Raw genomic sequence first — 21,847 nt, forward strand, 5'->3', positions numbered from 1 at the left:
CACTTTTGTTCTTCTTCTCAATAGATCACATCTTAAACTCTCTGTTTTGACACAAGTTGTTACGCGTATAAAGCTAATTTGGCGATTTAATGAAGTACCTTCACATTCAGGTTCAACAAACGGTTTCATTTACAAGCTAGTATGCGTATCTTGCTAACTACGGTGCCAAAGGGTGCCATTTTTATTCGTACCAATGACTTTAGAATCAGATAAAAAGGAATGAAGCGTGCAAGCTAACTTTATTGATGGAACCACCCTGTACCGTCAGCACTCTTTCGAGTTGCCACTTGATTATCAAGCCAAAGATGGACAACAGATCCAAGTCTTCGCACGTGAGCTGGTTGATCTCGCTAAAGATGAGCAAGAGCTGCCGTGGTTGATCTACTTTCAAGGCGGCCCAGGTTTTCCTTCTCCACGGGTGAGTGGTCAATCGGGTTGGCTAAAGCGTGCATTACAAAACTACCGTGTTCTGCTTCTAGACCAACGTGGTACTGGCAACAGCACGGTTATCAGCCATGAAACTTTGGCGCATTTGTCTCCAGAACAACAAGTCGAATACTTAACGCATTTCAGAGCGGATAACATCGTTCGTGACGCTGAAGCGATTCGTGAACAGTTTGGTATTAAGCAATGGTCGACGATTGGTCAAAGCTTTGGTGGCTTCTGTACACTGAGCTATTTGTCACTGTTCCCACAGAGCTTGCAGCGTTGTTATGTGACGGGCGGCATTCCTTCTATTGAACGAGAAGCTGACGATGTTTATCGTGCGACTTACAAGCGTGTAGAAGACAAAAACAGAGCTTTCTTTGCTCAGTTCCCACAAGCACAAGCTATGTGTCGCGAGATCTCTGATTACCTGCTCAACAACGATGTGAGACTGCCAAACGGTCAGGTGTTCACAGTTGAACAGTTCCAGCTAATAGGTATTAATCTTGGTGGCGGCGAAGCAAACCTTCCAATGTATTTCACACTGGAGAGTGCGTTTGTTGAAGTGAACGGTAACAGACAGCTGAGCTACAGCTTCCTAAATCAAATGCAGCAAGAGCAGGGTTACTTAACTAACCCAATTTACGCAATCTTGCATGAATCGATTTACTGTCAAGGTACAGCGTCTAACTGGTCTGCACATCGTGTTCGTGAGCAGTACCCACACTTCAACTACCAATCGGGCAGTGAGTTCTGGTTTACTGGTGAAATGGTGTACCCATGGATGTTCGACCAACTTGAAACGCTGAAGCCACTGCGTGAAGCCGCGAACATGTTGGCTGAAAAGTCGGACTGGGGCACTTTGTACAACGCAGAGCAGTTGAGCAAGAATACAGTGCCAATGGCGTGTGCCGTTTACGCCGATGACATGTACGTTGAGTTGGATTACAGCCGTGAAACATTGGCGAACATTCCTAACTCGAAAGCGTGGATCACCAATGAATATGAACACAATGGCTTGCGAGTAGACGGCGAAAGGATTGTCGATAAATTGATGACGATGGTTGAAGCGTTAGAAAATCTGCCAAAGTAATCAAGCTATTTGCACTAGAAACAAGATGCGTTAGAAGCTTTCTACTTTAGAAACTATCTACGTTAGAAATACGATACGCCAGAAACAAGAAAACGCTGCACCCATGCAGCGTTTTTTTATGTCATCGAACTATTCGATTTAAGGAACTAGGAGGGGTAGCCCTTGAAGCCATTAAGGTTGGATGACGATATCTTGATTTTCAGTGGTCGATAAGCTGGCGCGGTTCTGTTCGATAAGCTGAGCCGCATAAGAGGGAGTTACAGCTTGAATTTCGCCTTTTGAACGAATCGTTAATGCTTCCCACGCATGATCACGGTATTTGCCTGTTTGTGTATATTCAATAAGTACTCTCATGATTCTTCCATCCGATGTGTGGTTAACGTGCTACTAACATTAGCGCCATTATTGTGGTTACACACCTGTTAAAAATGGAACATAAGATTAACCAAATGAGAATGCGTGTAACTTGAAAAACAGACCTAACTGCACTTATCTTACTTAACCGTACTTATCGCAACTAACAGCATTTATTGTAACCAACCTTACTTATCGTAAATAGCGTCCATAAAAAAACGCTGCACAATGGCAGCGTTAAAGTTGAGATAGGTTGAAGATTGCTTAGCTGTTTTCTAAGCCAACAATCTTGCGTGCAGACATCACTGCACTATCCAAATCGGTCAATCTACCAGCACTTGCTGGACCAAGAACTGATGAATACAAAGCCAACTGCTTCTCAAATGATAAATCTAATTGGTTATATAGATTTTGGCGGATTTGAGCGTGTTGCTGTGGCTTTGCGCTCGACAGGCCTTCCAACGTATCGTAGATGAGTGTAGTTGTATCCATAACTGTCCTTAGTACATCTTTAGAAAATTTTGCATATTATGCACTTGGTGTCATCTTTGTTCTGCGAGATTGATCGCATTATGTGCAGCTCTGCTTAATTGTGTAATCAGTTAGTTACAATTGTGTTGTATGGCAAAGTATCGAAAACTTGGGTTTGGGCAAAAGAAAAGGAGACACAGTGGTCTCCTTTTGGCTTGTTAGCAAAGATAAAAGTTACGTGCTGTTCGCTGTTTATTGAGCCAATCGGCTACGCACAGCTACAGCGCCTATCGTATGTTAATGTTCTTATCTCGATTTTCGTACATTTCAGGCGTGGTGTGTAATCCACCCGCATAACCCGCTGCTTCAAGTGTTTCTCTTACCTCTCGAACATGTTCAGCCGTGACTGGTTCATTTCGGTCGCCAAGGTTTAAACGCACAAACGTGATTAACTCAGCTAAGCGTTGATCCGACAATACATCCTCGAAACTTGCCATCGGCATGAAGTTTCGATCTTTGTCGAGATAGGTAGGTTGCAAGCCGCGAACGGTTACCGCAATGGTGTTGAATGGGTCGCTGTGCATGATAATGCCATTATTCAACAGAGTAGGGGCGATTGGGTCGCGACCTTTACCATCGTCACCATGACACGCCCCACAAGTTTGACGATACGTGGTGTAGATTTCACTGGCATACGCAGCTTCATCAAACCCTTTAGGCTGTAACTGAACGGCATCACTGGCAATGGTGTTGTTGATGTCCCCACTGAGTAGGTAATAGGACATCGACTCAATATCTTCACGCGTCATCAAGCTTAGGCTGTTTTTCACTACATCAGCCATACCCGCAAAAGCGGTGCCTTTGTCTGAATGTCCTGTGTGTAAAAAGTCTGTGAGTGTTGCTTCATCCCAACCATCGATATAGAGCTCATTGGCTGTAATATCAGGCGCGTTCCAACCGTCGATCAAGTTACCTTGGAAAATACGTTCTGGTATCAGTGCTTGGGCAATATTTCGAGGTGTATGGCACTCCGAACAGTGACCAAGTCCTGCGACCCAATATTTGCCTTGTTGCCACTTATCGACATTCTCAATTTCTCCTTTGAGTTCCTCTGGCACTTCATAATCAATAGGGTCGGTATCCATGAATACGATGTTCCAGCCAAGCAAACCTAAGCGAATATTGGATGGAAACATCATGCTGTTGTCATCATTGCGTCGCGGCACGGCGGTGATTGACTGCATGTATTCCCATAAATCCAACATGTCTTGGTCGGTGAGGTATTGATAGGAGGTGTAAGGCATTGCAGGGTACAGGTAACCATTCTTGCCTTTACCTGCGACTAACGCCGCTCGGAAATCATCGAAGTCATAAGTCCCAATACCTTCGGTAGTGTGTGGCGTTATGTTGGTTGAATACACGGTGCCGAAGGGGGTGACAAAGGGTAGGCCGCCAGCAAAGGGTTCGCCACCTTCTGCACTATGACAAGCCACACAGTCACCGGCATAAGCGAGATATTCTCCGCGCTCAACAGATGATGCTTTCAAACTCGCGAGCCGTTGTTGCTCTACGTCACCAGCGTGTCGGATATAAGCCCCAAGCGCGAGTATCTCGTTCTCACTGAGCTGCTCATCAAACGCAGGCATTAGGTTGTTCAAACCGTAATTGATGGTGTGCTGAATCTCTTCAATACTCCCTCCGTGAAGCCAGATATCATCGGAAAGATCAGGTACGCCAATCGCTGGGTTAGCGACAGCACCATCGGCATGACAAGACGAACAGTATTGGACGAACAAGGTTTTACCGAGCTCGACTTTAATCTCCGGCACATCGGTATGACGTTGGTTGAGGGAGGCTAGATAGTAGGAGACTTTTGCCACCTCGTCTGGGCGCATGATTTCACTCCAACCCGGCATCGCTCCATTTCGCCCTTTGGCAATCGAATGGATCACAGCTTCATCACTGCCGCCGTATAACCATTCTTGGTCGATAAGATTAGGGAAGTGTTTCTGACCTTGTGCATTATCTCGGTGACAAGCGGCACAGTGAGTTTGGAATAGAATCCTACCGCTGTTCACGATCTCTGGGACAGCAGCTAATCCCTCTAACGTGGTTTCGCTGGTTTGTGCAAATTGCTCATTGAGAGTGGTGGATGGTGAACTGAGCTTATCGTCGCTTTGTTCCCAATCGACTAAGCCTTCCCATTCTCCAAGCCCGGGGTAGAGCACCAAATAACCCGCAGACAAAAGAAATGCCACTGCATAACTGATAAATAACAGCTTAGGTGGAGGCGCATCTTTCTCTTCAATACCATCAAAGGTGCCAATGGTGTGGTCGTGATCGGCCTTGTGATTGCTACGCCAGTATTTAACGACAACAGACACCATCAGAACAAAGAATATTAAGGTTAAGAGTACCGCCCATAGATTCCAGAATGTGCTCATTGTGATACCTCCTGTGACGTATCTTTACCCAGGCTTTGTAAATAGCGAATCAGAGCTTCACCTTTGGTTTTGCCTCTTACTTGCAAACGGGCATCACCAATTTCTTGATCGGTATAAGGCACACCTAAGGTACGTAACACTTCCATTTTGGCGCTAATATCATCGCCAGTCAGAGTCTGCTCAAATAGCCACGGGTAAGAGGGCATGATCGAGGTCGGTACGACTTTTCGAGGGTCAATTAAGTGAATAGCATGCCATTGGTCAGAATACTTTCTACCTAAGTTAGTGAGGTCAGGACCAGTACGTTTAGAGCCCCACAAGTTAGGAAACTCATAGATATCGTCTGCTTCTTGGTTCGGGCGACCATTACGCTTCACTTCTGGCTCTAGAGGGCGAACCATTTGTGTGTGACAAACATGGCAGCCTTCACTGATGTATATGTCTCGGCCTGCTAACTCAATCGGTGTGAGAGGCATCGCTAAGCTGCCTTTGGCAATATCATCGCCACGGACAATGCTTGGCACTACCCAGACCAATAAAGAGAAGGAGGCCACGACAACAGTGGTCAAAATTAAAATGACGATTGAATGTGTAAAGTCTTTACTCATCATTTAAGCTCCTTCATTAACAGTGTGTTTAGCATCATTTGTTACGGGCATACGAACCGTTTTGTACAAGTTGAAAGCCATTAAGAACAATCCAAGTACAAACAGCGCGCCACCAAAGAAACGCATGAATAGCCAAGGTGCTTTAAAGTCCATAGCTTCTACAAAACTGTAAATCAGTTCGCCATTTTCATTTTGAGCGAGCCACATATATCCCTCGCCGATGCCTGCGATCCAAAGTGCTATTGCATAGATGGCGACGCCAGCATGAGCAAGCCAAAAGTGCCATTTAATCAGTCGTCGTGACCATAGATCGGTTTGGCCCCATAAGCGTGGAATGAAGTAGTAAAAAACCGCTATCCCTGACATCCCAACCCATCCGAGAGCCGCGGAATGTACGTGCCCGATGATCCATTCGGTGTTGTGTGCCACCATGTTGAACCAGCGAATAGCGAGTAGCGGACCTTCGAATGTTGCCAAGCAGTAGTAAAGAATCGCTGAGAAAAAGAATAAAAGAATGTAGTCGGACTTCAGCTTTTCTTTATTTTGTAGGAGGGTCATTGCGCTATTGAACGCGCCTGCCCAAGAAGGGAGCCACAGGATCAAAGACATAACGATGCCGATGTTCTGAATCCAGATGGGAACAGAAGAATAAACCAAATGGTGCGTTCCGGCCCACGTGTAAAAGCCGACCAAGCCCCAGAAATGGATCACAGACAAACGGTACGAGTAGATAGGTCGATCCGCCGCTTTGGGTATGAAATAGTAGTTCATACCAATCACACCAGCGGTCAGCAAGAAACCGACGGCATTATGTCCCCACCACCATTGAACAATCGCATCTTGAGCGCCTGCAAACACAGAGTAGGACTTCATCGCCAACACAGGCATCGCGAGGTTGTTCACGATGAAAATCATTGCAACGACGATAATGAATGCAGCAAAGAACCAGTTAGCCACAAAGATATGGCTGACCTTTCGTTTAGCAAGGGTGCCAAAGAACAACACCGCGTACAGCACCCAAACCAACACAATCATCAAGTCGATTGGCCATTCAAGCTCCGCATACTCTTTTGAGGTAGTGTGGCCTGCGGGTAAGGAAATGACCGCAAGTAACAGGATGAATTGCCAGCCCCAAAATACCATCCATGAAAGGCTTTTGTTGAACAAGTCACAATGGCCTGTTCGCTGGGCAATGTACAAAGACGTCCCCATCAAGATATTCACGACGAAGCCGTAAATTACTCCAGAGGTATGTAGCGGACGCAGTCGACCAAATTGGAAATACTGAGAATCAAAGTTTAAGACTGGCCAATATAATTGCGCGGCGAGAATCACGCCGATGATCATACCTACAATCGCCCACACTAAGGATGCAATGATGAAGTACTTCACGACCTTAATGCTGTATTGCGTTGTCACTTGTTCCATAACAAGGCTCCTTGCCTAGAGGTTTTGAATCGCTGACTTAATTTGAATCGCTGAGCGAGCCTGCTTCGTTGCCGAGCACAGAATAGAAATAGGAAATGTCACGGATGTCTTGGTCTGAGAGCGTGTCGGCTTGTTGCTGCATGAGAATCGCTAAACCACTGGTTCTTTCTCGAGTCTGATAATCTTTCAATGAAGAGATGAGATAACCCACTTTTTGACCGCGAAGGTTCGGGTAGGGATCTTGTGTTGAGATGCCATCAGCGCCATGACAGGTCATACACACTTTGGCTTTTTGTTTACCTAATTCGAATTGTTCTTGATTAACTTCAGCAGAAACAGGAAACATGACCAGCGTCATTACTAGGGTAGAAAGTGTCGCCATGGGGTTAAATTTTTTTATATTCAAACTCATTCTCGATTCCCTTGATTATGAAATGAGTAAGCTTTCTAAGGTCAATACACGAGATCAATTGGTGGAGAAGAAACGACTGGAACTCGTTATTAGGTCTCTTAAAGCTGCTTACGTTCGATTAAAGGTTATGCAGCAACCAGCATTCTCGCTACTTACTTACTCATATTTATTGTTAATTTTGTTGTTTGATACGTATTCATAAGGCTGATTGGTTTACTTACGCAGAGTAAAATACGAGTTTTTCTTACTAACCAGTCGAGAAGAAATACGTCAAGCGGGTAGGGAGCGCTGAACGAGAGCGGTGATGGAAGAGACAGAGAAACGGCGAAGTTATTGAAAAACAGCGAGGTGTAGGAGCATTCGGAATAAAGTGATACCAATCAATCTGAGTGGTATCGGTACAAGTTAAATGGTCAATTTATACTAGACTCAATTTAGTGACCTTTTAAATGGAGTTTAGAATGAGAACTGTATTCTTGTTGATGCTTTGGCTTTGCTCGTTTTCGATTTTTGCAGCCTCAGAGTTAACGTTTTTCGACCACTCTGGGCAAAAGCATGGTTTTAGTAGAGAGCAACTCCTGTCACTTCCTCAGACAGAAATTACTACCACCTTGCCTTGGGTCGAGGGTCTGACCGTTTATAGTGGTGTGACGTTACAAACGGTGCTTGAAAATATGGATCTACCGATATCATCACAAGTCACTTTCGTAGCATTGAATGACTATAAAATTGCGGTGCCCAAAGAAGATTTTGATACCTATGAACCCATCATTGCGATTAAAAAGAATGGGGAGTTTATGTCTGTGAGAGAGAAAGGCCCGTTTTGGTTGATTTACCCAATCTCTGCGAACCCTGAAACCAATACCCCTGATTTCCATGCCAAGATGATTTGGCAGATTCGTGATATTCACCTGTAGAGGCTAATTATGAAGAAGCTGTTGTCTATGGCCGCAATCAAAGTCGTTGTTTTGTCTTTGGTCGTGGTTGTTCTATCCGTCAATATCTACAGCGTTACTCGAATTAATGACATCAACAAGAGCTTTTCTAATCGCCAAAATGAGGCAACATGGTTTGTTTTCCAATTGGTAAAGGAATACGCGAATTTCTTGATGGTGAGCCGTTCGGATAATCTCAATTACGACGATTTGTGGTTAGCCTATGATATTACGTGGAGCCGCTTTGATATTCTGATCAACAGTACCGAATCTTCTAACTTCATTAAATCTGCCAACTTCAAACCTTATTTCACCGGAGAGTTTGAGAAATTTAAGTCGCTAGAATCCTCAATTAAGTTGGTGAATCAAGGCGCTTTGCCTAAGGAATCACTGCAGAAGAAAATTGATATTTGTTACAACACGCTGGTCGAATTTATTAACGAAAAGTTTCGACTTCAAAGCCCGGTTATTGAAGAAAACACCACAATGGTCGACAAGTTGGTGATGATGCATCAGATAAGCAGCGTATTTCTGGTGTTGCTACTGCTTGTGACAGGAGCGATTTTTTACGTCGACTTTGCCATCAAACGAAAACTTCATTCTACCGACTTCATTACTGGCTTTCGCAATCGAGTCTCGCTCATGCAGTTTGTTAAGAACAGCTATCCAACAAACGGTAATTTCGACCTTTACTTTGTACGAATCAGAAACCTCAATGAGATTAACCAAAAGTATGGGCTTGAATATGGAGACTTGGTGGTGAGTTCAGCGGCTAAGTCTCTGACGGCAAAGGTTCCAGAAAGTACTATCTCGTTTCGTAGTAGTGGCAGCCAATTTTTATTTTTTATTCCTGATCACTTGTACACGAGTGATGAAATACAAGAAAAATTTAATGACGTGCTCAAGGATTATATCTCGGCGGGGAATTTAGAATTGATGATTGACGCTGTAGTCAGGCATAAGAAGAACATCAGCTCTAAAGATATGATGGAGCTACTAACGACAATGCAGAGTTAATCCCCGCATCAGCGATAAGTTAGATCATTAGGTTTTGTTGACTGTACGCTCACCATTCTCCCGCTTCACTATCATGGCTTTTGCCATTCTTTATTTGCCTCCTCATTCAATGTGCAGCCAATAGAGAGCTCCTGCTCTGATGAAGATAGTTCTACTACTAGTTATAGCTATAGTGGCTTTCCGCGCTTGAATAGGAAGAGAGGCTTTGAGGTTTAGGTTTAAGGTTACTGCTTTTGAGTGAGTGCAACGATTCGCTCGTTAGATCTCGAACTGCTAACAGACTGCGGGTTTAAAATTGCTTGCGGGTTATGGTTTCGAACAAACTCGATGAATTCCAGGTAAGTGAGTGGCTGACTGAAGAAGTAGCCTTGTATTAGGTCACAGTTGGCTTTTCTGAGGTAATGATACTGTTCTATCGACTCAACACCTTCTCCGACGACTAGCGTGTCACAAGAGTGGCCTAAGTTAACCATAGATTCGACCATCTTGCGGGCGGCCTTGTCGTCTACCATGTTATCGATAAAGCTCTTATCAATTTTGAGCTCATCCACAGGGTAGTGGAGAAGTTGGTTAAACGCTGTGTAGCCCGTACCAAAATCGTCAAGGGAGACCTTTAAACCTAAGCTTCTGAGGCTCTCGATAGTCTGCACCGTAAGCTTGGTACTTTTCACGTAACTGGTCTCGGTAATCTCTATAATAATGTTGCCAGGTGGCACTTGATAACGTTCGAGTACTTTACGGATGTTGTCGGCAAAATTACGGTTGTAGAGCTCCATCGCCGAGATATTAATTGACAGAGTGCCCTTGTATTTATGAAGTTCTGAAAGCTCTTTATAGCTTTTGATCGCGGTGCCAATGACCCACATGTCGAGCCTGGCAATAAGGTTACTCTTTTCTGCAACTGGGATAAATTCTTCTGGCCCCGCATCGATATCGAATAAGGCTGGGCAACGAATCAGGCACTCCGCGCCATCTATCTGAAGTGTCTTGGCGTTAAAAATAGGCATAAAGCGAAGTTCAAAGTTGTCACTTTCGCAGCACTCTAAGAGTCTTTTCTCTACAACGTCATGGCGTTCCAAGGTATGTAACAACTCTTCGCCATAAACAATACGACTTTCGCCATCACTATGAGACTTCGCATTAGCTAACATTTCATCGATGCATCGGTGCCAAATCTCATCGAACTTTGGCGTGTCGAGCGGTAAAACACCTGTTGCGAGTGATAATCGAAACCCATAGTAGTCAAGGAAGGTGGTGCCAGTCAGCGTATTGTTGATGTTCTCAATTTCTTCGTTTATCACTTGGTTCTTACCCATCTCCAAGATCGCGATAAACTGATTCCCTCCCAGTCTGGCTAAAGAGTAATCACTGCAACTAAAGCCCAAAGAGGCTTGTTGGTTTTGTAGTGTCTCTTTCAGTGCTTTAGCTAAGCTTATCAGTACATTATCACCAACTTTTGCCCCGTAGAGATCGTTAATTTTACGAAAATCGATGATGTCCCAACAAACCACATAGCAGTGTGGGCTCATCGAGCTTTTTAGTCGTACATCAAGGTGTCTGATGAAAGAGCGTCGGTTAGCTAGCTTGGTGAGTTGGTCGAATTCGGCTTCGAACTTCAACTCTGTTAATGAGTCTATGTACGCGTTCTTTAAACCATCAACTTCACTTTGCCCTGATGAGCGTTTGAAGTATCTAAGTTTGAGCCCGCCGATCGATATCTCTTGCAGTAAGTCTTTAAGCGGGCGCACGAGTTGGTAACGTACCACTAAATGTACGATCAACATGATCGTAAAGAGAGTACCAAAGCCACCTAACAAGGTTTGTTTAGCGATGATGGCTTTCTCATGGTTGAACTTTTGTTCTCGAATATTTACTTGCGCGATGAGATGTCGGCTGGTCATCTGCACATTGATATTATCTTGGGTTTGCTCAATTGATTTGATAACGAATTGGGTATTTTCAATGTTGGCAGCGTCTGAGGATGGCTCGATTAAGAACTGAATATTGTCATCGTCATTGTATTTGATTAGCAGGCTAGAGAGTTGCATCAGAGGCCCGTCAGCAATCAAGATGTAGCGATTTAAACTGTTACTTGCACGTTTGTCTTGAGGAAGGAGGTAAGGGTCAATTGCTGCAACATACGAGTATCTGAGCTCTCCACTGATCGAGATATAAGAGAAGCCTTCGTAGGAGAGTTCATTTTTGCTGATTAACGAGGTGTATATATCGAAGACTCTTTCGTAAATCTTGTCAGGGATCTTTAACCCCTCGAAAGGATCGGCTCTGAGAGTCGAAAGCGTTAATTTGAACTTAGGGTCCACGATATAAACATTGCGTTGCCCAAATTGATTGACGTGATTCTGGCTTAATACTCGGAGTACTCGTTTTTCCAATAGCGATAGAGTCGTGTAGTCGCCAGGATTTTGAATGTAGCGGAGGAACTGCAACGAAGAACCGATATCTTTAACTAGTAAGGACAAGCCGAGCTGCTCGTATTCCGCCGCGACTAAAGCGGTGTTCACATCAGATTGCACCTTGTCCAAATACATGTGCTTAGCATGATTTGATGCGAAGTTGTACATCACGATTCCTGCTATCAGGAGCACAAATGTCAGCGTTGGTAAAAGTACAAAATAGAGCTTCTTCAATACTGGCATGAGTTATCTCAAACTGTCGACAATACGATTGCGAATTTGAATGCTACTCGGTTCTAACGGCTGATAAAGGTAGCTGCGATCTAATACTTCTTTATTCGGGAAAAGCTCGGGATCGTTTTGATACTCCTGAGAAGTGAGTGCTTTTGCTTTTGAACTTGGCGTTGCAAACCATGAATCCATTGCGTTTTGAGCGGCGATTTCGGGTTGCGATAAGAAGGAGAGAATCGTGGTTGCCTGTGGAGATCGCTCTCCGTTGTTAATTGCAGCCATACACTCTAACCATAAGGTTGTTCCTTCTAGAGGCACTGTGTAGGCCCAAGATGCCTCAGGTTCGGCATCATTAAGCACATAGCTGTCACCTGAGTATCCGTAGGCGAGGTCGATGTTGGCTAAGTGTTCGGGATGACGAATATAATCGACAACGTATTCATTACTTTCAAGGTGAGGCTTCTGTGCTTGTAGCGTTTTGTAAGCGACTCGAAGTTCTTGTTCGTTGTTGGTAAACGGCTCAAATTGATTCATCAGAAGCGCAGCACTCACCAAATCCGTAGGCTCATAATACATGCTGATTCGGCCGCTGGTTTTGGTTTCAGGGTCTAGAAGAGCGCCCCAAGACTTGGGAGTCTCAACTTTTCCGCTTCGGTATAAGATGCCGGATGTCCCCCAAGCGTAGGGGATTCCATATTCGCCACACCCATCCACCCATCTTGAGTCAAAGTTGCTTGAAAGGGATTGCTGCAAGTCGCTCAGGTTGTGGAATAAGTTCTGTTTAGCCAGCGCTTTCAGTTTCATACTTTCAATGACAACCAATTCAAACGCACCTCGTCGTTCACTCAATAGCACTTCATCACGAATGGACTCGTCAGAAAAATATTGCTGCTTTAGTGAGATGCCGTAGGTATCACTCAACTGGGTAACGACGCTGTCAGATAAAAATTCATCCCAATTGTAGAGATAAATATCATGCTGCTGGCCAAATACAGGGCTAGCCAAAAAGGATGTTGACGCAAGTATTGATACGCAAAACGCTTTCACTGACGGATTCCCTTTCGTACGTGATAACTAAATCGTAGCCCAAAATTTGCGACATGATTCAAATTTAGGCACTTAATTTAACTTCAACTTCATGCATTTCATGCAAATAGCAACTTGCTACTCCTACTTGATACCGAACCTTTATCGTGTGAGGCAAGGATGACTCCGTTGTATCGTATTCAACACAAGTACGTATTCCAGTTTATTGTCCGTGAATGGATTATTTAAATTAATATTCATCATAATATCCATTCTTACAAGTTATTAAGCATTAAATAATGATGCGGTGATTACCTTTTTCGGGTTTTCGCTCGTATTAATCGTCGTTATTCCTTTGTTTTGCCATCGCGATTTACTCTTATGTTCAATGTTCTTTTATCCCTAAAAACACTTCTATAACGTTTTGTTTATCATTTGTTTCGTTTCTCAATAAGTATCGATAAAGTTGTTGCTAAAGACTTGTAGCACAAGGTGATTGTGCTTATTGTGGGCAGCAATATCTAGGTTATGTCCCAACGAGCCATGATTGCCGGTTTGGGAAATGTTGTGCATTTAGGAGCCATTGTGGATTTAGAGATATATCAAGTAGATTCGTTTACAACTCAAGCGTTTAAAGGGAACCCTGCCGGGGTCTGTATCTCCAAAGAGCCGTTGGATGAGTCGTTAATGTTTTCAATCGCTGAAGAGATGGCGGTATCTGAAACGGCTTTTCTCGCGCTTAACACTATGACGCTTAAATGGTTCACTCCCGAAGTCGAAGTGAAGCTGTGTGGACATGGCACACTGGCAACGGTTCATGTGATGAAAGAACAAGGACTGCTTGAGACAGGTGATAAGGTCGTGTTTAACACCTTATCTGGGGAATTATCTGCCGCCGTTTGTGAATCGTCTATCGAGCTTGATTTTCCTAGTACACAGCTATCATTGCGTTCTGAACCCAACCTCACGCTGCTTGAACACCTAGGTTTAGATCCGCATCAAGTAGTTTCATTCAGAGAATTTGACTCTAAGCAGTTAATCGAAGTTTCCAACGAACAAGTGTTATTGGAGCTTTCACCAAACTTTGATGCGTTAAAAGGTATTCAAGGGCGAGGTGTAGTGGTGACAGCATTGGCAGCAAATACGGAACTTGATTTTGTTTCTCGCTACTTTGCACCTTGGGTTGGGGTTAATGAAGATCCTGTGACTGGCTCGGCACATTGCGCATTGACGCAACACTGGGCAGAAAAGCTCAACAAAAGCAGTTTCAGTGCTTATCAGGCGTCTCGTCGTGGTGGCTATATGTCGACTGAATTATTGGCTAATGGGCGAATAAAGTTAATCGGCTCTGCGACCACTGTGATTAGTGGTGTGTTGAAGCTTTAGATTTTTATAGAAGCTTTAGAGCGCTGTTTGCTCTGTTTTGTTGTAACCGCCTAGTATGTTTTATTCGATTATTCACCGTGAAAGAAGCGGCTAGGGCGGAATGTTATTATTGAAGGAATCACCGTGTCTGCCTTTTATCTTTCCCAAGTATTAGTCGCAATAGCCATTTGTTTTGATCTTCTGTCATTCCAATTCAAGGAAAGGAAGAAAATCGTCACTTGTCTGTTCTTTGCTGGCGTTCTTATTTCGAGTCACTTTATCCTTCTTGAACAATGGACAGCGGCGAGCTTAATGACGATTGCCACGATTCGCTATTTGACGAGCGTATTTTCTACCTCGTCTAAGTTTAAATATTTGTTTTCTTCGATGTCGGTGGTCGCAACCGCAGTGACTTACTCAGGGCTGACCAGCATATTGAGTTGCTTTGCCTCCGTATTTCAGACCTTTGCAGCCTTCAATAAAGATGACCGTCGATTAAGAGAATTGATGATCATCGGAACCAGCTTTTGGTTGGTTCACAATTATTTAGTTGGTTCGCCAACAGCGGTTGTTATGGAGGCGCTGTTTATCTGCAGTAACTTGGTGGGCTATTACCGTTTTTACTTCAAAAAGAGTGCCGCTGCTTAGGTTTACAGTACAGCTAAGGCCCAAGTTGTTAATCAATTCAATGCTAGCTAGGAGAGCTTGATGCCAAACATTTACAATGATGTTCCTTCATCAATACCCAATGAAATATTCAATGACCTGATTGCCAACGACAACATTCGAATCGAGAGAATACTCTCATATGGTCACAGTTCACCAGACGAGGGTTGGTATGATCAAGATGAGAATGAATGGGTAATGGTGATCGATGGGCAAGGGGTGATTGAGTTTGAAGATGGTCGCATTGTTACCTTGTCTAAAGGGGATTATCTCAATATTTCCGCAGGTGAAAAACACAAGGTGCTGAGGACGGATAAAGATGCGGTGACGATCTGGCTCGCTGTGTTTTATCGTTGATATCTTGCTCTAAAGCTGAGGCTGTTAGGTTATAAAGCTTGCTGATTCAGCTGTTTATTTTCACCTCAGAAAGGACTTAAGACAAAAAGGAGTATGTTGTGATTAGAATTCGAAACTATCAAGCGAATGATGACAAAGCACTGTGGGAGATCTTCTTTCATACGGTACGTAACGTGAATGTTCGAGATTATTCTCAACAGCAAGTCGAAGCTTGGGCACCCAGTAGCTTTGACTTTGCGTTATGGCAAAAGCGTATGAATGGGTTACAACCCTTTGTGGCTGAACTCGATGGTTGCGTAGTTGGCTATACTGACCTGCAACCAAGTGGCTTGATTGATCACTTTTTCTGTCACCACGAATATCAAGGGAAGGGGGTAGGGAAAGCGTTGATGGAACATGTTTTCACTGTGGGTCGAGTTCGTGGTATATCGAGATATTTCTCTGAAGTAAGTATTACCGCAAGGCCTTTCTATGAGCATCTTGGTTTTAAGGTGGTGAATGAACAGGAAGTCGAAATGCGTGGTGTAAAGCTGACCAATTACGTGATGGAAAAGGTAGTTGAAGATAGAAAAGTCAGTTGAATAGGCGGGCTAGTGTTCGTAGGGATACAGAAACCGAGTTTGAAATATTAATGAACCTTTTTAAGGATAACTTTTCCTGATCTATTGATATTGTCGATGAGTTCAAATTGTGTGCAAGATAATTTGTCTAATCTAAACATTGAATGAATACAAGGAGTGTTGTTCATGAGTCATGTGAGTAGATCTAAACTATATACATTGGTGTCGATGTTGTCCTTCGCTGTTGGCGTTCTTGCCTTAGATGCTGGGGTGTCGGGGCTATTTCCTCTCTTTGTTGTCGTCATCTCATTCTTTTCATTTGTCATCAACTCGTTTCTTTGTTTGTTCGGAGGTAAACGCGAAGATGGCTTTGATGCCTATCAAAAAGCAAATCAGACTCGGTCGCGAGCACTGGTCAAAGGCTTAGAAGACTCGAACAAATAAACCTATGCCTTCAGACGAACGGTAATCTCATTTTTGACACAGTTTTCACCTGCTTTTTGTTCTCTTATTCAAGAAAAATTATCACTTTAGCGATAATATTCACTGCAACTAATTTGAGTGAAGGAAGTAACGTGGGAATTGAAGCTTTAGTGTTTGTGATGGACGCATTAATCACCGCATGTTGTATGTACATCGCCTCTAAAATGTCTTTCGTGGTCGCAGATTTTAAATCCCTTCTTACTATTGCTGTTATCGTTGCTCTAGTGTCATTGATTCCAACAGTAGGCTGGGTGTTAGGGTTGATTCTGTTTGTGTTCTTACTCGGGAAAGCGACGCACTCTAGTATTGGTGACTGCATCTGGGTGGTGGTCTTCACGAAGGTGGTATCGATGGCGGCCTTTCTGATATTCGGGCGCTTGTTTATGTAATCCGGGTTCTTGCTTATATCAAGGCAGGCTTGGCTAGTTTGATACCGATCTTAACTTGGTATTTAAACGTCAAAAGGGTGTGAACCTGTCACACCCTCTAAGAAGCTTTGATTTGTGTTCATCTTTATTATTTGGGCAGTAATACAGCATCAATCACATGGATAACACCATTGCTTGCTTCAACATCTGCCATCACGACCTGCGCTTTGTTGATCATCACGTTGCCGTGATCAATTCCTACCATTACCGCTTCGCCTTGCACTGTTACGGCACTATCAAGTTTCATCACTTCAGACGCCATTATTTTCCCTGGCACCACATGATAGGTCAGTACTGCAATCAGCTTGTCTTTGTTTTCTGGCTTCAACAGCATATCAACCGTTCCTTCTGGTAGCGCAGCGAACGCTTCATCCGTTGGCGCAAACACTGTGAAGGGACCGTCACCTTTCAATGTTTCAACTAAGCCTGCCGCTTTTACCGCTGCTACCAAGGTGTTGAAAGAGCCGTTTTCAGCCGCCACGTCAACGATATCTTTCTTCATTCCGTGGTGATCAGCGTGAGCAAAAGCCGTAAAAAGAAGCGTCGCAACTAGCACTGACATGGTTTTGATTAATTTATTAAACATATTGTCTTCCTTTGAGTTTTGTCCGTTATTTTCGAGAGGTATTACGAAAGCCCAATCGTGATAGATCAATTTGTTGTGTCTTTGAGTGAATGGTTAGCGATATCGACAGCGTCAAGCGAATAAATTTATGTTGTCAAATGCTTGTTATAATTCCATTTTGATGCTTATAGTTATTTGATGCTTATAGTTATTTGGTGATTATTCAAGTAATGGATGTGAATATGAGGTTTGTTTTACCAGTAGTCTTTTCTGCATTGGCTTCAATGCCTGCATACAGTGGCCTTGCTCCAAGTGAAGGCTTCAGCGGTAACTTCAGTGTATTGGCCGGTTTCTACTCTGACAGTAGTAATTTGAGTACTGAACAAGATTCGAATCAAGCCACCAACACCCAGGAAGGGGAGAGTGAAAACCAAGGGCTACTCGGCTTTTTGGGTACTGTTCAATATACTTTTGGCGAATCGCTGACTCACCAAGTGTATGCGGGTACGACACGAGAGGATATTGCAACAGGTACCATTGCGTTTGAGATCGGTTATCGATATCAACTTTCTGGTGGCACCATATTGGATTTTTCTGTTATTCCTACGCTTATCTCGGGTAAGGCTTGGACGGATCCGTATGCTGTTGGCGTTAATCGAAATGAAACGGATGTGAAAGGTAATGTAGGACGACTGCAGCTCACTAATATCGGTGGAACTGGTTTTCGAACGGATCTCGCATTTGGGCAATCAGATGTTGATGAAGAGCTATCTGGTAGCCAAGGCTTATCTCCGGAAGATACTGTGCTGCTGGATAGGGAAAGAACCTATGTGTACGCCAAAGCAGGATACCGCTTTATCTTACCAAACCACGCAGGTCTATTTGTTCCTTCAATGGTGTATTTCCACTCAGACGCAGAAGGAGGAGCACTCAGCTTCGATAGTTATGGTATTGAATTAAACTACGCGAAGAGAATCGGTCGTCATGGTTTTGTTGTCACCCTAGATGCAAGTGATCGTGAATATGATGAGTCGAATCCAATTTACGGGCAAGTACGTGAAGAGAATGAATTCGGTGCATTCTTAGCTTATGAGTTTGGTGGTTTGATGGGCTATAAAGATTGGGCGTTCATTACTTTACTGGGTTTAAGAAGCATAGATTCTAATATCGATTTCTATAACTCCGAGCAAGTATTAGCGAGTGTGGGTGTGGATTATAAATTCTGATATTCACACTATTTTAAAAATACTCATCAAAGCAGAAGTTTAAGTTCAGTCTTACTATTTGTTTAATTATTTCGGGCACTTACACCTTTAAAGGTTGTAGGTTCCCGTTGCTATCCGTAATATGAAAATTAGCTTATGGATAGAAATAATAGGATAAGGAAGCGCTTTGGAAATACAAATTAGACATTTAGAAGCAACGGATAGCCAAGATGTTTTCGATATTTATCGCCGCCCTTCAGTTTCAGAAAACACCTCACAAAAGCCTTATCTTAGTTCTGAACAAGTGGAGCGACTGTTTGGTCATTCAGACCATTTCACTCTGGTTGCGGAAGTCTCCGGCAAAGTAGTGGGTCACATTACTTTATTCATGACCACCAAGGTAAGAGACAGGCACTGCGCTGGTCTTGGTATTGCTATTCACCCAGATATGCATGGTAAAGGGGTCGGTAAGGCGTTAATGCAAGAAGCGATCAATCAGGCGGATAACTGGCTTAATCTCGTGCGTCTTGAGTTAGAGGTTCATGCCGATAACCACGCCGCTATTGCTTTGTATGAACGTGTAGGCTTTCAGTTAGAAGGCACAAAAAGACTCAGTACGTTCAAAGCGGGTAAGTACATCGATATGTTGCTGATGTCGAGAATACGACCAGATTACCGTTGAGATCGAACCAAACAGGTTCCTGCTTTAGAAATCGGTTAATGAGCAATTGATTAGTGAAATTCCCATTAAACTCTGTATAGTAGCAACCGTTTGCTTCGTATAACCCCAATGATATGGTTTGGGGGTCTCTACCAGCTCCCGCAAAGTGCTGATTACGAAGGGTTTAGATCACAATTGTGTTCTTACTCTTTGTAATGGCGTTCAAGAAAACCTCCTGTCTATTATTCAGAGTAAGTGCACACCTAAAATCCAAAGTAGGTGAAATATGAACGCATTTATTCAAGGGCTCCCAAAAGTAGAGTTGCATTTACACATTGAAGGTTCGCTCGAACCTGAGTTACTTTTCCAGCTTGCTCAACGCAATGGCATTGAGCTGCCTTATTCATCCCCAGAGCAACTAAGACGCGCATACGAATTTGATGATTTACAGTCATTTCTGGATATCTATTATCAAGGTGCTGATGCACTGCGCACAGAACAGGATTTCTACGACTTAACATGGGCTTATCTAGAACGCTGTAAAGCCGACAATGTTATCCATACTGAGATTTTCTTTGATCCTCAGACACATACCGATCGTGGCATTGCATTCGACACCGCTATTAACGGCATTCATCGTGCGCTTGAACAGGGTCATAAAGAGTTGGGCATTACCTCTCAAATCATCGCATGTTTTCTGCGCCATTTATCTGAAGAGAGCGCCATTCAAACGTTCGCAGAGGTATTGAAGCATCAAGATAAGATCGTCGGGGTTGGACTGGACTCTTCTGAATTAGGACACCCACCAGAGAAGTTCAAGCGTGTATTCCAACAAGCAAAACAAGCGGGCTTCTTGACGGTGGCGCATGCAGGAGAAGAAGGGCCGGCTCAAAACATTGTCGATGCGATTGAAATGCTCAGCGTGAGTCGAGTGGATCATGGTGTCCAGTGCATGACAGACGAAGCTCTAATCGAAGAGCTGATTGAAACCAAAATGCCACTGACGGTGTGCCCACTGTCGAATATTAAATTGCGTGTATTCGATGTGATGGAAGACCACAACATTGTCGAACTGCTCAGAAAGGGTGTGGCTGTAACGATTAACTCGGATGACCCTGCTTATTTTGGTGGTTACATGTCGGATAACTTTAATGCGGTGAGCAAAGCTCATGAGATGACGCATCAGGAGTTAGCGCTGTTTAGTTTGAATGCGATAGACGCGAGCTTTATTGAAGCGCCATTGAAGCAGCAATATCGAGAGCTTGTTCAAGGTTACTTAGCTAAAGCTGATTTTGACCAGAATTTCTAGCCGCTGTGCCCATTTACTAGCAGCTGAGTATAAAGCGCTAGGATGGCCAACTAAAGTGGATGGTAAAGTGTTATCGACTGAGTCTGCTTAATCTCTATAAGCCTAAATCATCTAGATGAAGACAAAAAAGAAGCTGGCAGTTTGCCAGCTTCTTTCATTTTTAAATTAAGCTCATTGAGCTACTTGTTCACGTAGTCTTTGAATTTCTGCTTGGTTTCAGCATCCGCTTTTTCGTACCAGAAATAGAGCATCTCTTCAGCTGTATTTGCTGCATTTCCGTCAATCTTTGTTGGAAGCGTTACCGGTTGTGCGACAGCAGCTGCTACGCCCGCGCTAGAACCTACTGTAAGTGCAGCGATGCCGCCTTTCTGGTTGTACTCCTTCGCTTCTTGCGGGTACTTACGACCAATCTGCATGCCATCTTTGATAAGTTTGTCTTGCTTAACACTGATTGCATTTTGGTTTTCATCAACCAGTTTCCAATCTAAGTTTTGAAGGCCTTTTTTCGCTTCGTTGGTGTTACGGAACTTAGGCATGTCAAACGTCAATGCTGTGTCTGTCGCATCAAAAGTAGCAATAATGGTATCGCTGTCGACAAACTCACGGTCGTTGCCTTGGCTGAAAGCAACTTGATATTTGAAAACGATTTGGTTTACGCCATCTGGAACGGTGATCGTTTTGCTCGAAGAGAAGAAACCACCGTCAAGATCGGGTTTAGCTTCATTTACAGCTAAGACTTCGACTAAAGCATCTGCGCTAGAAGGAACTTCAATTGTTACGTCAGCTAACACTTGTGGTGCTGCGATAATTGTCGAAAGCAGCGCAATGGATTGTAATGTTTTCATAGTCATACAGTTATTTAGGTGAGTAGTTCTACACTCGCATGCATAAAGAAGTATTTCAAGTTGCCTTGTCTCGATTTGGTAAAATTCACCGAAACTTAACCTAAGCCTAGTTTTTGAACGTGTTTATTGTGCGGTTTCTAGTCAGGTGAGAGCGTGGACTTGCCTTATTTTCTGTTAAAGCATCTTCATCGACGTTCGTTGGCGCTTGATGTGGTTTTAAAGAGACATAAATAGGAACGATTGCCGAAATCCAAATAGCATAGATGGTAATTACGCGATTGAAGGCGACGAACCAGGTTTCACTGCCCGTACTAGATGTGTAGTAGCCAATGAGCGTTAGCAAGGTGCAGGTGATAGCCCACATCACAGTGGAGGTTGGATCTTTCGTTGTTGCCGCAAGCAATACGATCGTAACGTAGGGAACGGCCATAGCAATGCCCAAAGGTACATGATAGTCGACCACAAAAATGATGGTTGCACCAAGAGCCAAGAACAAGTGTGGGCCGGTGCTAGGTAAGTTCAAATTCCATAGCATGTGATACCT

The 21,847-nt window shown here is 43.7% G+C and carries 23 protein-coding genes and 1 riboswitch; of the genes, 12 read left to right on the forward strand and 11 right to left on the reverse strand.

Translation table 11 applies throughout. The features are described from left to right. Nucleotides 1–226: 226 nt before the first annotated feature. Nucleotides 227–1,519, forward strand: a complete 1,293-nt coding sequence (locus AB6D06_RS19205) for an alpha/beta fold hydrolase (protein WP_017064721.1) — start codon at nt 227–229, stop codon at nt 1,517–1,519. A 171-nt stretch (nt 1,520–1,690) separates the two neighbouring features. Here AB6D06_RS19205 and AB6D06_RS19210 read toward each other — a convergent pair whose 3' ends face one another. From AB6D06_RS19210 to AB6D06_RS19235, 6 genes are all read right to left on the reverse strand, one after another. Continuing rightward, on the reverse strand, nt 1,691–1,873 hold the full coding sequence (locus AB6D06_RS19210) for a hypothetical protein (RefSeq protein WP_004730424.1): 183 nt from the start codon (nt 1,871–1,873) through the stop codon (nt 1,691–1,693). A gap of 264 nt (nt 1,874–2,137) precedes the next feature. After that, nucleotides 2,138–2,365: a PAS factor family protein gene (locus AB6D06_RS19215; protein ID WP_004730426.1), complete on the reverse strand. Its 228-nt coding sequence runs from the start codon at nt 2,363–2,365 to the stop codon at nt 2,138–2,140. 266 nt (nt 2,366–2,631) lie between these two features. After that, nucleotides 2,632–4,788, reverse strand: coding sequence for a c-type cytochrome (locus tag AB6D06_RS19220; protein WP_372111430.1), 2,157 nt, complete (start codon nt 4,786–4,788; stop codon nt 2,632–2,634). Continuing rightward, complete coding sequence (locus AB6D06_RS19225) at nt 4,785–5,399, reverse strand: cbb3-type cytochrome c oxidase subunit II (protein WP_017064719.1); 615 nt, start codon at nt 5,397–5,399, stop codon at nt 4,785–4,787. The genes AB6D06_RS19220 and AB6D06_RS19225 overlap by 4 nt, the downstream gene beginning before the upstream one ends. Next, nucleotides 5,400–6,824 carry a cytochrome-c oxidase, cbb3-type subunit I gene (gene ccoN, locus AB6D06_RS19230; protein ID WP_017069846.1) on the reverse strand — a complete coding sequence of 475 codons (1,425 nt, stop codon included), beginning with the start codon at nt 6,822–6,824 and terminating at the stop codon, nt 5,400–5,402. It lies immediately after the preceding gene. A gap of 37 nt (nt 6,825–6,861) precedes the next feature. Beyond that, nucleotides 6,862–7,236 (reverse strand): cytochrome c, encoded by a 375-nt coding sequence (locus tag AB6D06_RS19235; protein WP_029235248.1) that lies wholly within the window; start codon nt 7,234–7,236, stop codon nt 6,862–6,864. A gap of 461 nt (nt 7,237–7,697) precedes the next feature. On the opposite strand from AB6D06_RS19235, the gene AB6D06_RS19240 reads away from it, so the two are divergent. Continuing rightward, on the forward strand, nt 7,698–8,153 hold the full coding sequence (locus AB6D06_RS19240; RefSeq protein ID WP_372111433.1) for a hypothetical protein: 456 nt from the start codon (nt 7,698–7,700) through the stop codon (nt 8,151–8,153). 9 nt (nt 8,154–8,162) lie between these two features. Then, on the forward strand, nt 8,163–9,188 hold the full coding sequence (locus tag AB6D06_RS19245) for a GGDEF domain-containing protein (RefSeq protein WP_372111436.1): 1,026 nt from the start codon (nt 8,163–8,165) through the stop codon (nt 9,186–9,188). A gap of 224 nt (nt 9,189–9,412) precedes the next feature. Here AB6D06_RS19245 and AB6D06_RS19250 read toward each other — a convergent pair whose 3' ends face one another. After that, complete coding sequence (locus tag AB6D06_RS19250) at nt 9,413–11,845, reverse strand: putative bifunctional diguanylate cyclase/phosphodiesterase (RefSeq protein ID WP_372111437.1); 2,433 nt, start codon at nt 11,843–11,845, stop codon at nt 9,413–9,415. 3 nt (nt 11,846–11,848) lie between these two features. Continuing rightward, nucleotides 11,849–12,880, reverse strand: coding sequence for a PotD/PotF family extracellular solute-binding protein (locus AB6D06_RS19255; RefSeq protein WP_017060025.1), 1,032 nt, complete (start codon nt 12,878–12,880; stop codon nt 11,849–11,851). A gap of 564 nt (nt 12,881–13,444) precedes the next feature. Between AB6D06_RS19255 and AB6D06_RS19260 the strand changes: the two genes are divergently transcribed. From AB6D06_RS19260 to AB6D06_RS19285, 6 genes are all read left to right on the forward strand, one after another. After that, nucleotides 13,445–14,245, forward strand: a complete 801-nt coding sequence (locus tag AB6D06_RS19260) for a PhzF family phenazine biosynthesis protein (RefSeq protein WP_065584627.1) — start codon at nt 13,445–13,447, stop codon at nt 14,243–14,245. A gap of 123 nt (nt 14,246–14,368) precedes the next feature. Beyond that, nucleotides 14,369–14,872, forward strand: a complete 504-nt coding sequence (locus AB6D06_RS19265) for a YgjV family protein (RefSeq protein WP_017060023.1) — start codon at nt 14,369–14,371, stop codon at nt 14,870–14,872. Between the two features lie 60 nt (nt 14,873–14,932). Next, on the forward strand, nt 14,933–15,247 hold the full coding sequence (locus tag AB6D06_RS19270; protein ID WP_065584628.1) for a cupin domain-containing protein: 315 nt from the start codon (nt 14,933–14,935) through the stop codon (nt 15,245–15,247). A gap of 98 nt (nt 15,248–15,345) precedes the next feature. Further along, the gene (locus AB6D06_RS19275; RefSeq protein ID WP_017069854.1) at nt 15,346–15,828 is read left to right on the forward strand and encodes a GNAT family N-acetyltransferase; all 483 of its coding nucleotides are present in this window, start codon (nt 15,346–15,348) and stop codon (nt 15,826–15,828) included. 165 nt (nt 15,829–15,993) lie between these two features. Next, complete coding sequence (locus tag AB6D06_RS19280) at nt 15,994–16,251, forward strand: hypothetical protein (protein WP_017060020.1); 258 nt, start codon at nt 15,994–15,996, stop codon at nt 16,249–16,251. Between the two features lie 131 nt (nt 16,252–16,382). After that, entirely contained in the window at nt 16,383–16,679 is a 297-nt protein-coding gene (locus AB6D06_RS19285) for a hypothetical protein (protein WP_017060019.1), read from the forward strand. Between the two features lie 127 nt (nt 16,680–16,806). Here AB6D06_RS19285 and AB6D06_RS19290 read toward each other — a convergent pair whose 3' ends face one another. Continuing rightward, nucleotides 16,807–17,304, reverse strand: coding sequence for a fasciclin domain-containing protein (locus tag AB6D06_RS19290; RefSeq protein WP_017060018.1), 498 nt, complete (start codon nt 17,302–17,304; stop codon nt 16,807–16,809). Between the two features lie 221 nt (nt 17,305–17,525). Between AB6D06_RS19290 and AB6D06_RS19295 the strand changes: the two genes are divergently transcribed. From AB6D06_RS19295 to AB6D06_RS19305, 3 genes are all read left to right on the forward strand, one after another. Next, the gene (locus tag AB6D06_RS19295) at nt 17,526–18,509 is read left to right on the forward strand and encodes a DUF2860 family protein (protein ID WP_102332872.1); all 984 of its coding nucleotides are present in this window, start codon (nt 17,526–17,528) and stop codon (nt 18,507–18,509) included. Nucleotides 18,510–18,675: 166 nt separating this feature from the next. Continuing rightward, the gene (locus AB6D06_RS19300) at nt 18,676–19,170 is read left to right on the forward strand and encodes a GNAT family N-acetyltransferase (RefSeq protein WP_017066469.1); all 495 of its coding nucleotides are present in this window, start codon (nt 18,676–18,678) and stop codon (nt 19,168–19,170) included. Nucleotides 19,171–19,245: 75 nt separating this feature from the next. Continuing rightward, nucleotides 19,246–19,345, forward strand: a riboswitch (purine riboswitch). Nucleotides 19,346–19,435: 90 nt separating this feature from the next. Continuing rightward, nucleotides 19,436–20,458 (forward strand): adenosine deaminase, encoded by a 1,023-nt coding sequence (locus tag AB6D06_RS19305; protein ID WP_136979512.1) that lies wholly within the window; start codon nt 19,436–19,438, stop codon nt 20,456–20,458. A gap of 179 nt (nt 20,459–20,637) precedes the next feature. Here AB6D06_RS19305 and AB6D06_RS19310 read toward each other — a convergent pair whose 3' ends face one another. Then, entirely contained in the window at nt 20,638–21,303 is a 666-nt protein-coding gene (locus AB6D06_RS19310; RefSeq protein WP_372100647.1) for a DUF2057 family protein, read from the reverse strand. Between the two features lie 106 nt (nt 21,304–21,409). Further along, complete coding sequence (locus AB6D06_RS19315) at nt 21,410–21,838, reverse strand: hypothetical protein (RefSeq protein WP_102332869.1); 429 nt, start codon at nt 21,836–21,838, stop codon at nt 21,410–21,412. Between the last annotated feature and the right edge of the window lie 9 nt (nt 21,839–21,847).

The organism is Vibrio sp. 10N.239.311.G01 (genome assembly GCF_041465805.1).
GTDB lineage: Bacteria > Pseudomonadota > Gammaproteobacteria > Enterobacterales > Vibrionaceae > Vibrio > Vibrio crassostreae_C.

Excerpts from the sequence above, each read along its gene's own strand:
- AB6D06_RS19210 (WP_004730424.1), bottom strand. The coding sequence starts at position 1,873 with ATGAGAGTACTTATTGAATATACACAAACAGGCAAATACCGTGATCAT.
- AB6D06_RS19215 (WP_004730426.1), bottom strand. The coding sequence starts at position 2,365 with ATGGATACAACTACACTCATCTACGATACGTTGGAAGGCCTGTCGAGC.
- AB6D06_RS19220 (WP_372111430.1), bottom strand. The coding sequence starts at position 4,788 with ATGAGCACATTCTGGAATCTATGGGCGGTACTCTTAACCTTAATATTC.
- AB6D06_RS19225 (WP_017064719.1), bottom strand. The coding sequence starts at position 5,399 with ATGATGAGTAAAGACTTTACACATTCAATCGTCATTTTAATTTTGACC.
- ccoN (WP_017069846.1), bottom strand. The coding sequence starts at position 6,824 with ATGGAACAAGTGACAACGCAATACAGCATTAAGGTCGTGAAGTACTTC.
- AB6D06_RS19235 (WP_029235248.1), bottom strand. The coding sequence starts at position 7,236 with ATGAGTTTGAATATAAAAAAATTTAACCCCATGGCGACACTTTCTACC.
- AB6D06_RS19240 (WP_372111433.1), top strand. The coding sequence starts at position 7,698 with ATGAGAACTGTATTCTTGTTGATGCTTTGGCTTTGCTCGTTTTCGATT.
- AB6D06_RS19245 (WP_372111436.1), top strand. The coding sequence starts at position 8,163 with ATGAAGAAGCTGTTGTCTATGGCCGCAATCAAAGTCGTTGTTTTGTCT.
- AB6D06_RS19250 (WP_372111437.1), bottom strand. The coding sequence starts at position 11,845 with ATGCCAGTATTGAAGAAGCTCTATTTTGTACTTTTACCAACGCTGACA.
- AB6D06_RS19270 (WP_065584628.1), top strand. The coding sequence starts at position 14,933 with ATGCCAAACATTTACAATGATGTTCCTTCATCAATACCCAATGAAATA.
- AB6D06_RS19280 (WP_017060020.1), top strand. The coding sequence starts at position 15,994 with ATGAGTCATGTGAGTAGATCTAAACTATATACATTGGTGTCGATGTTG.
- AB6D06_RS19290 (WP_017060018.1), bottom strand. The coding sequence starts at position 17,304 with ATGTTTAATAAATTAATCAAAACCATGTCAGTGCTAGTTGCGACGCTT.
- AB6D06_RS19295 (WP_102332872.1), top strand. The coding sequence starts at position 17,526 with ATGAGGTTTGTTTTACCAGTAGTCTTTTCTGCATTGGCTTCAATGCCT.
- AB6D06_RS19305 (WP_136979512.1), top strand. The coding sequence starts at position 19,436 with ATGAACGCATTTATTCAAGGGCTCCCAAAAGTAGAGTTGCATTTACAC.
- AB6D06_RS19310 (WP_372100647.1), bottom strand. The coding sequence starts at position 21,303 with ATGAAAACATTACAATCCATTGCGCTGCTTTCGACAATTATCGCAGCA.
- AB6D06_RS19315 (WP_102332869.1), bottom strand. The coding sequence starts at position 21,838 with ATGCTATGGAATTTGAACTTACCTAGCACCGGCCCACACTTGTTCTTG.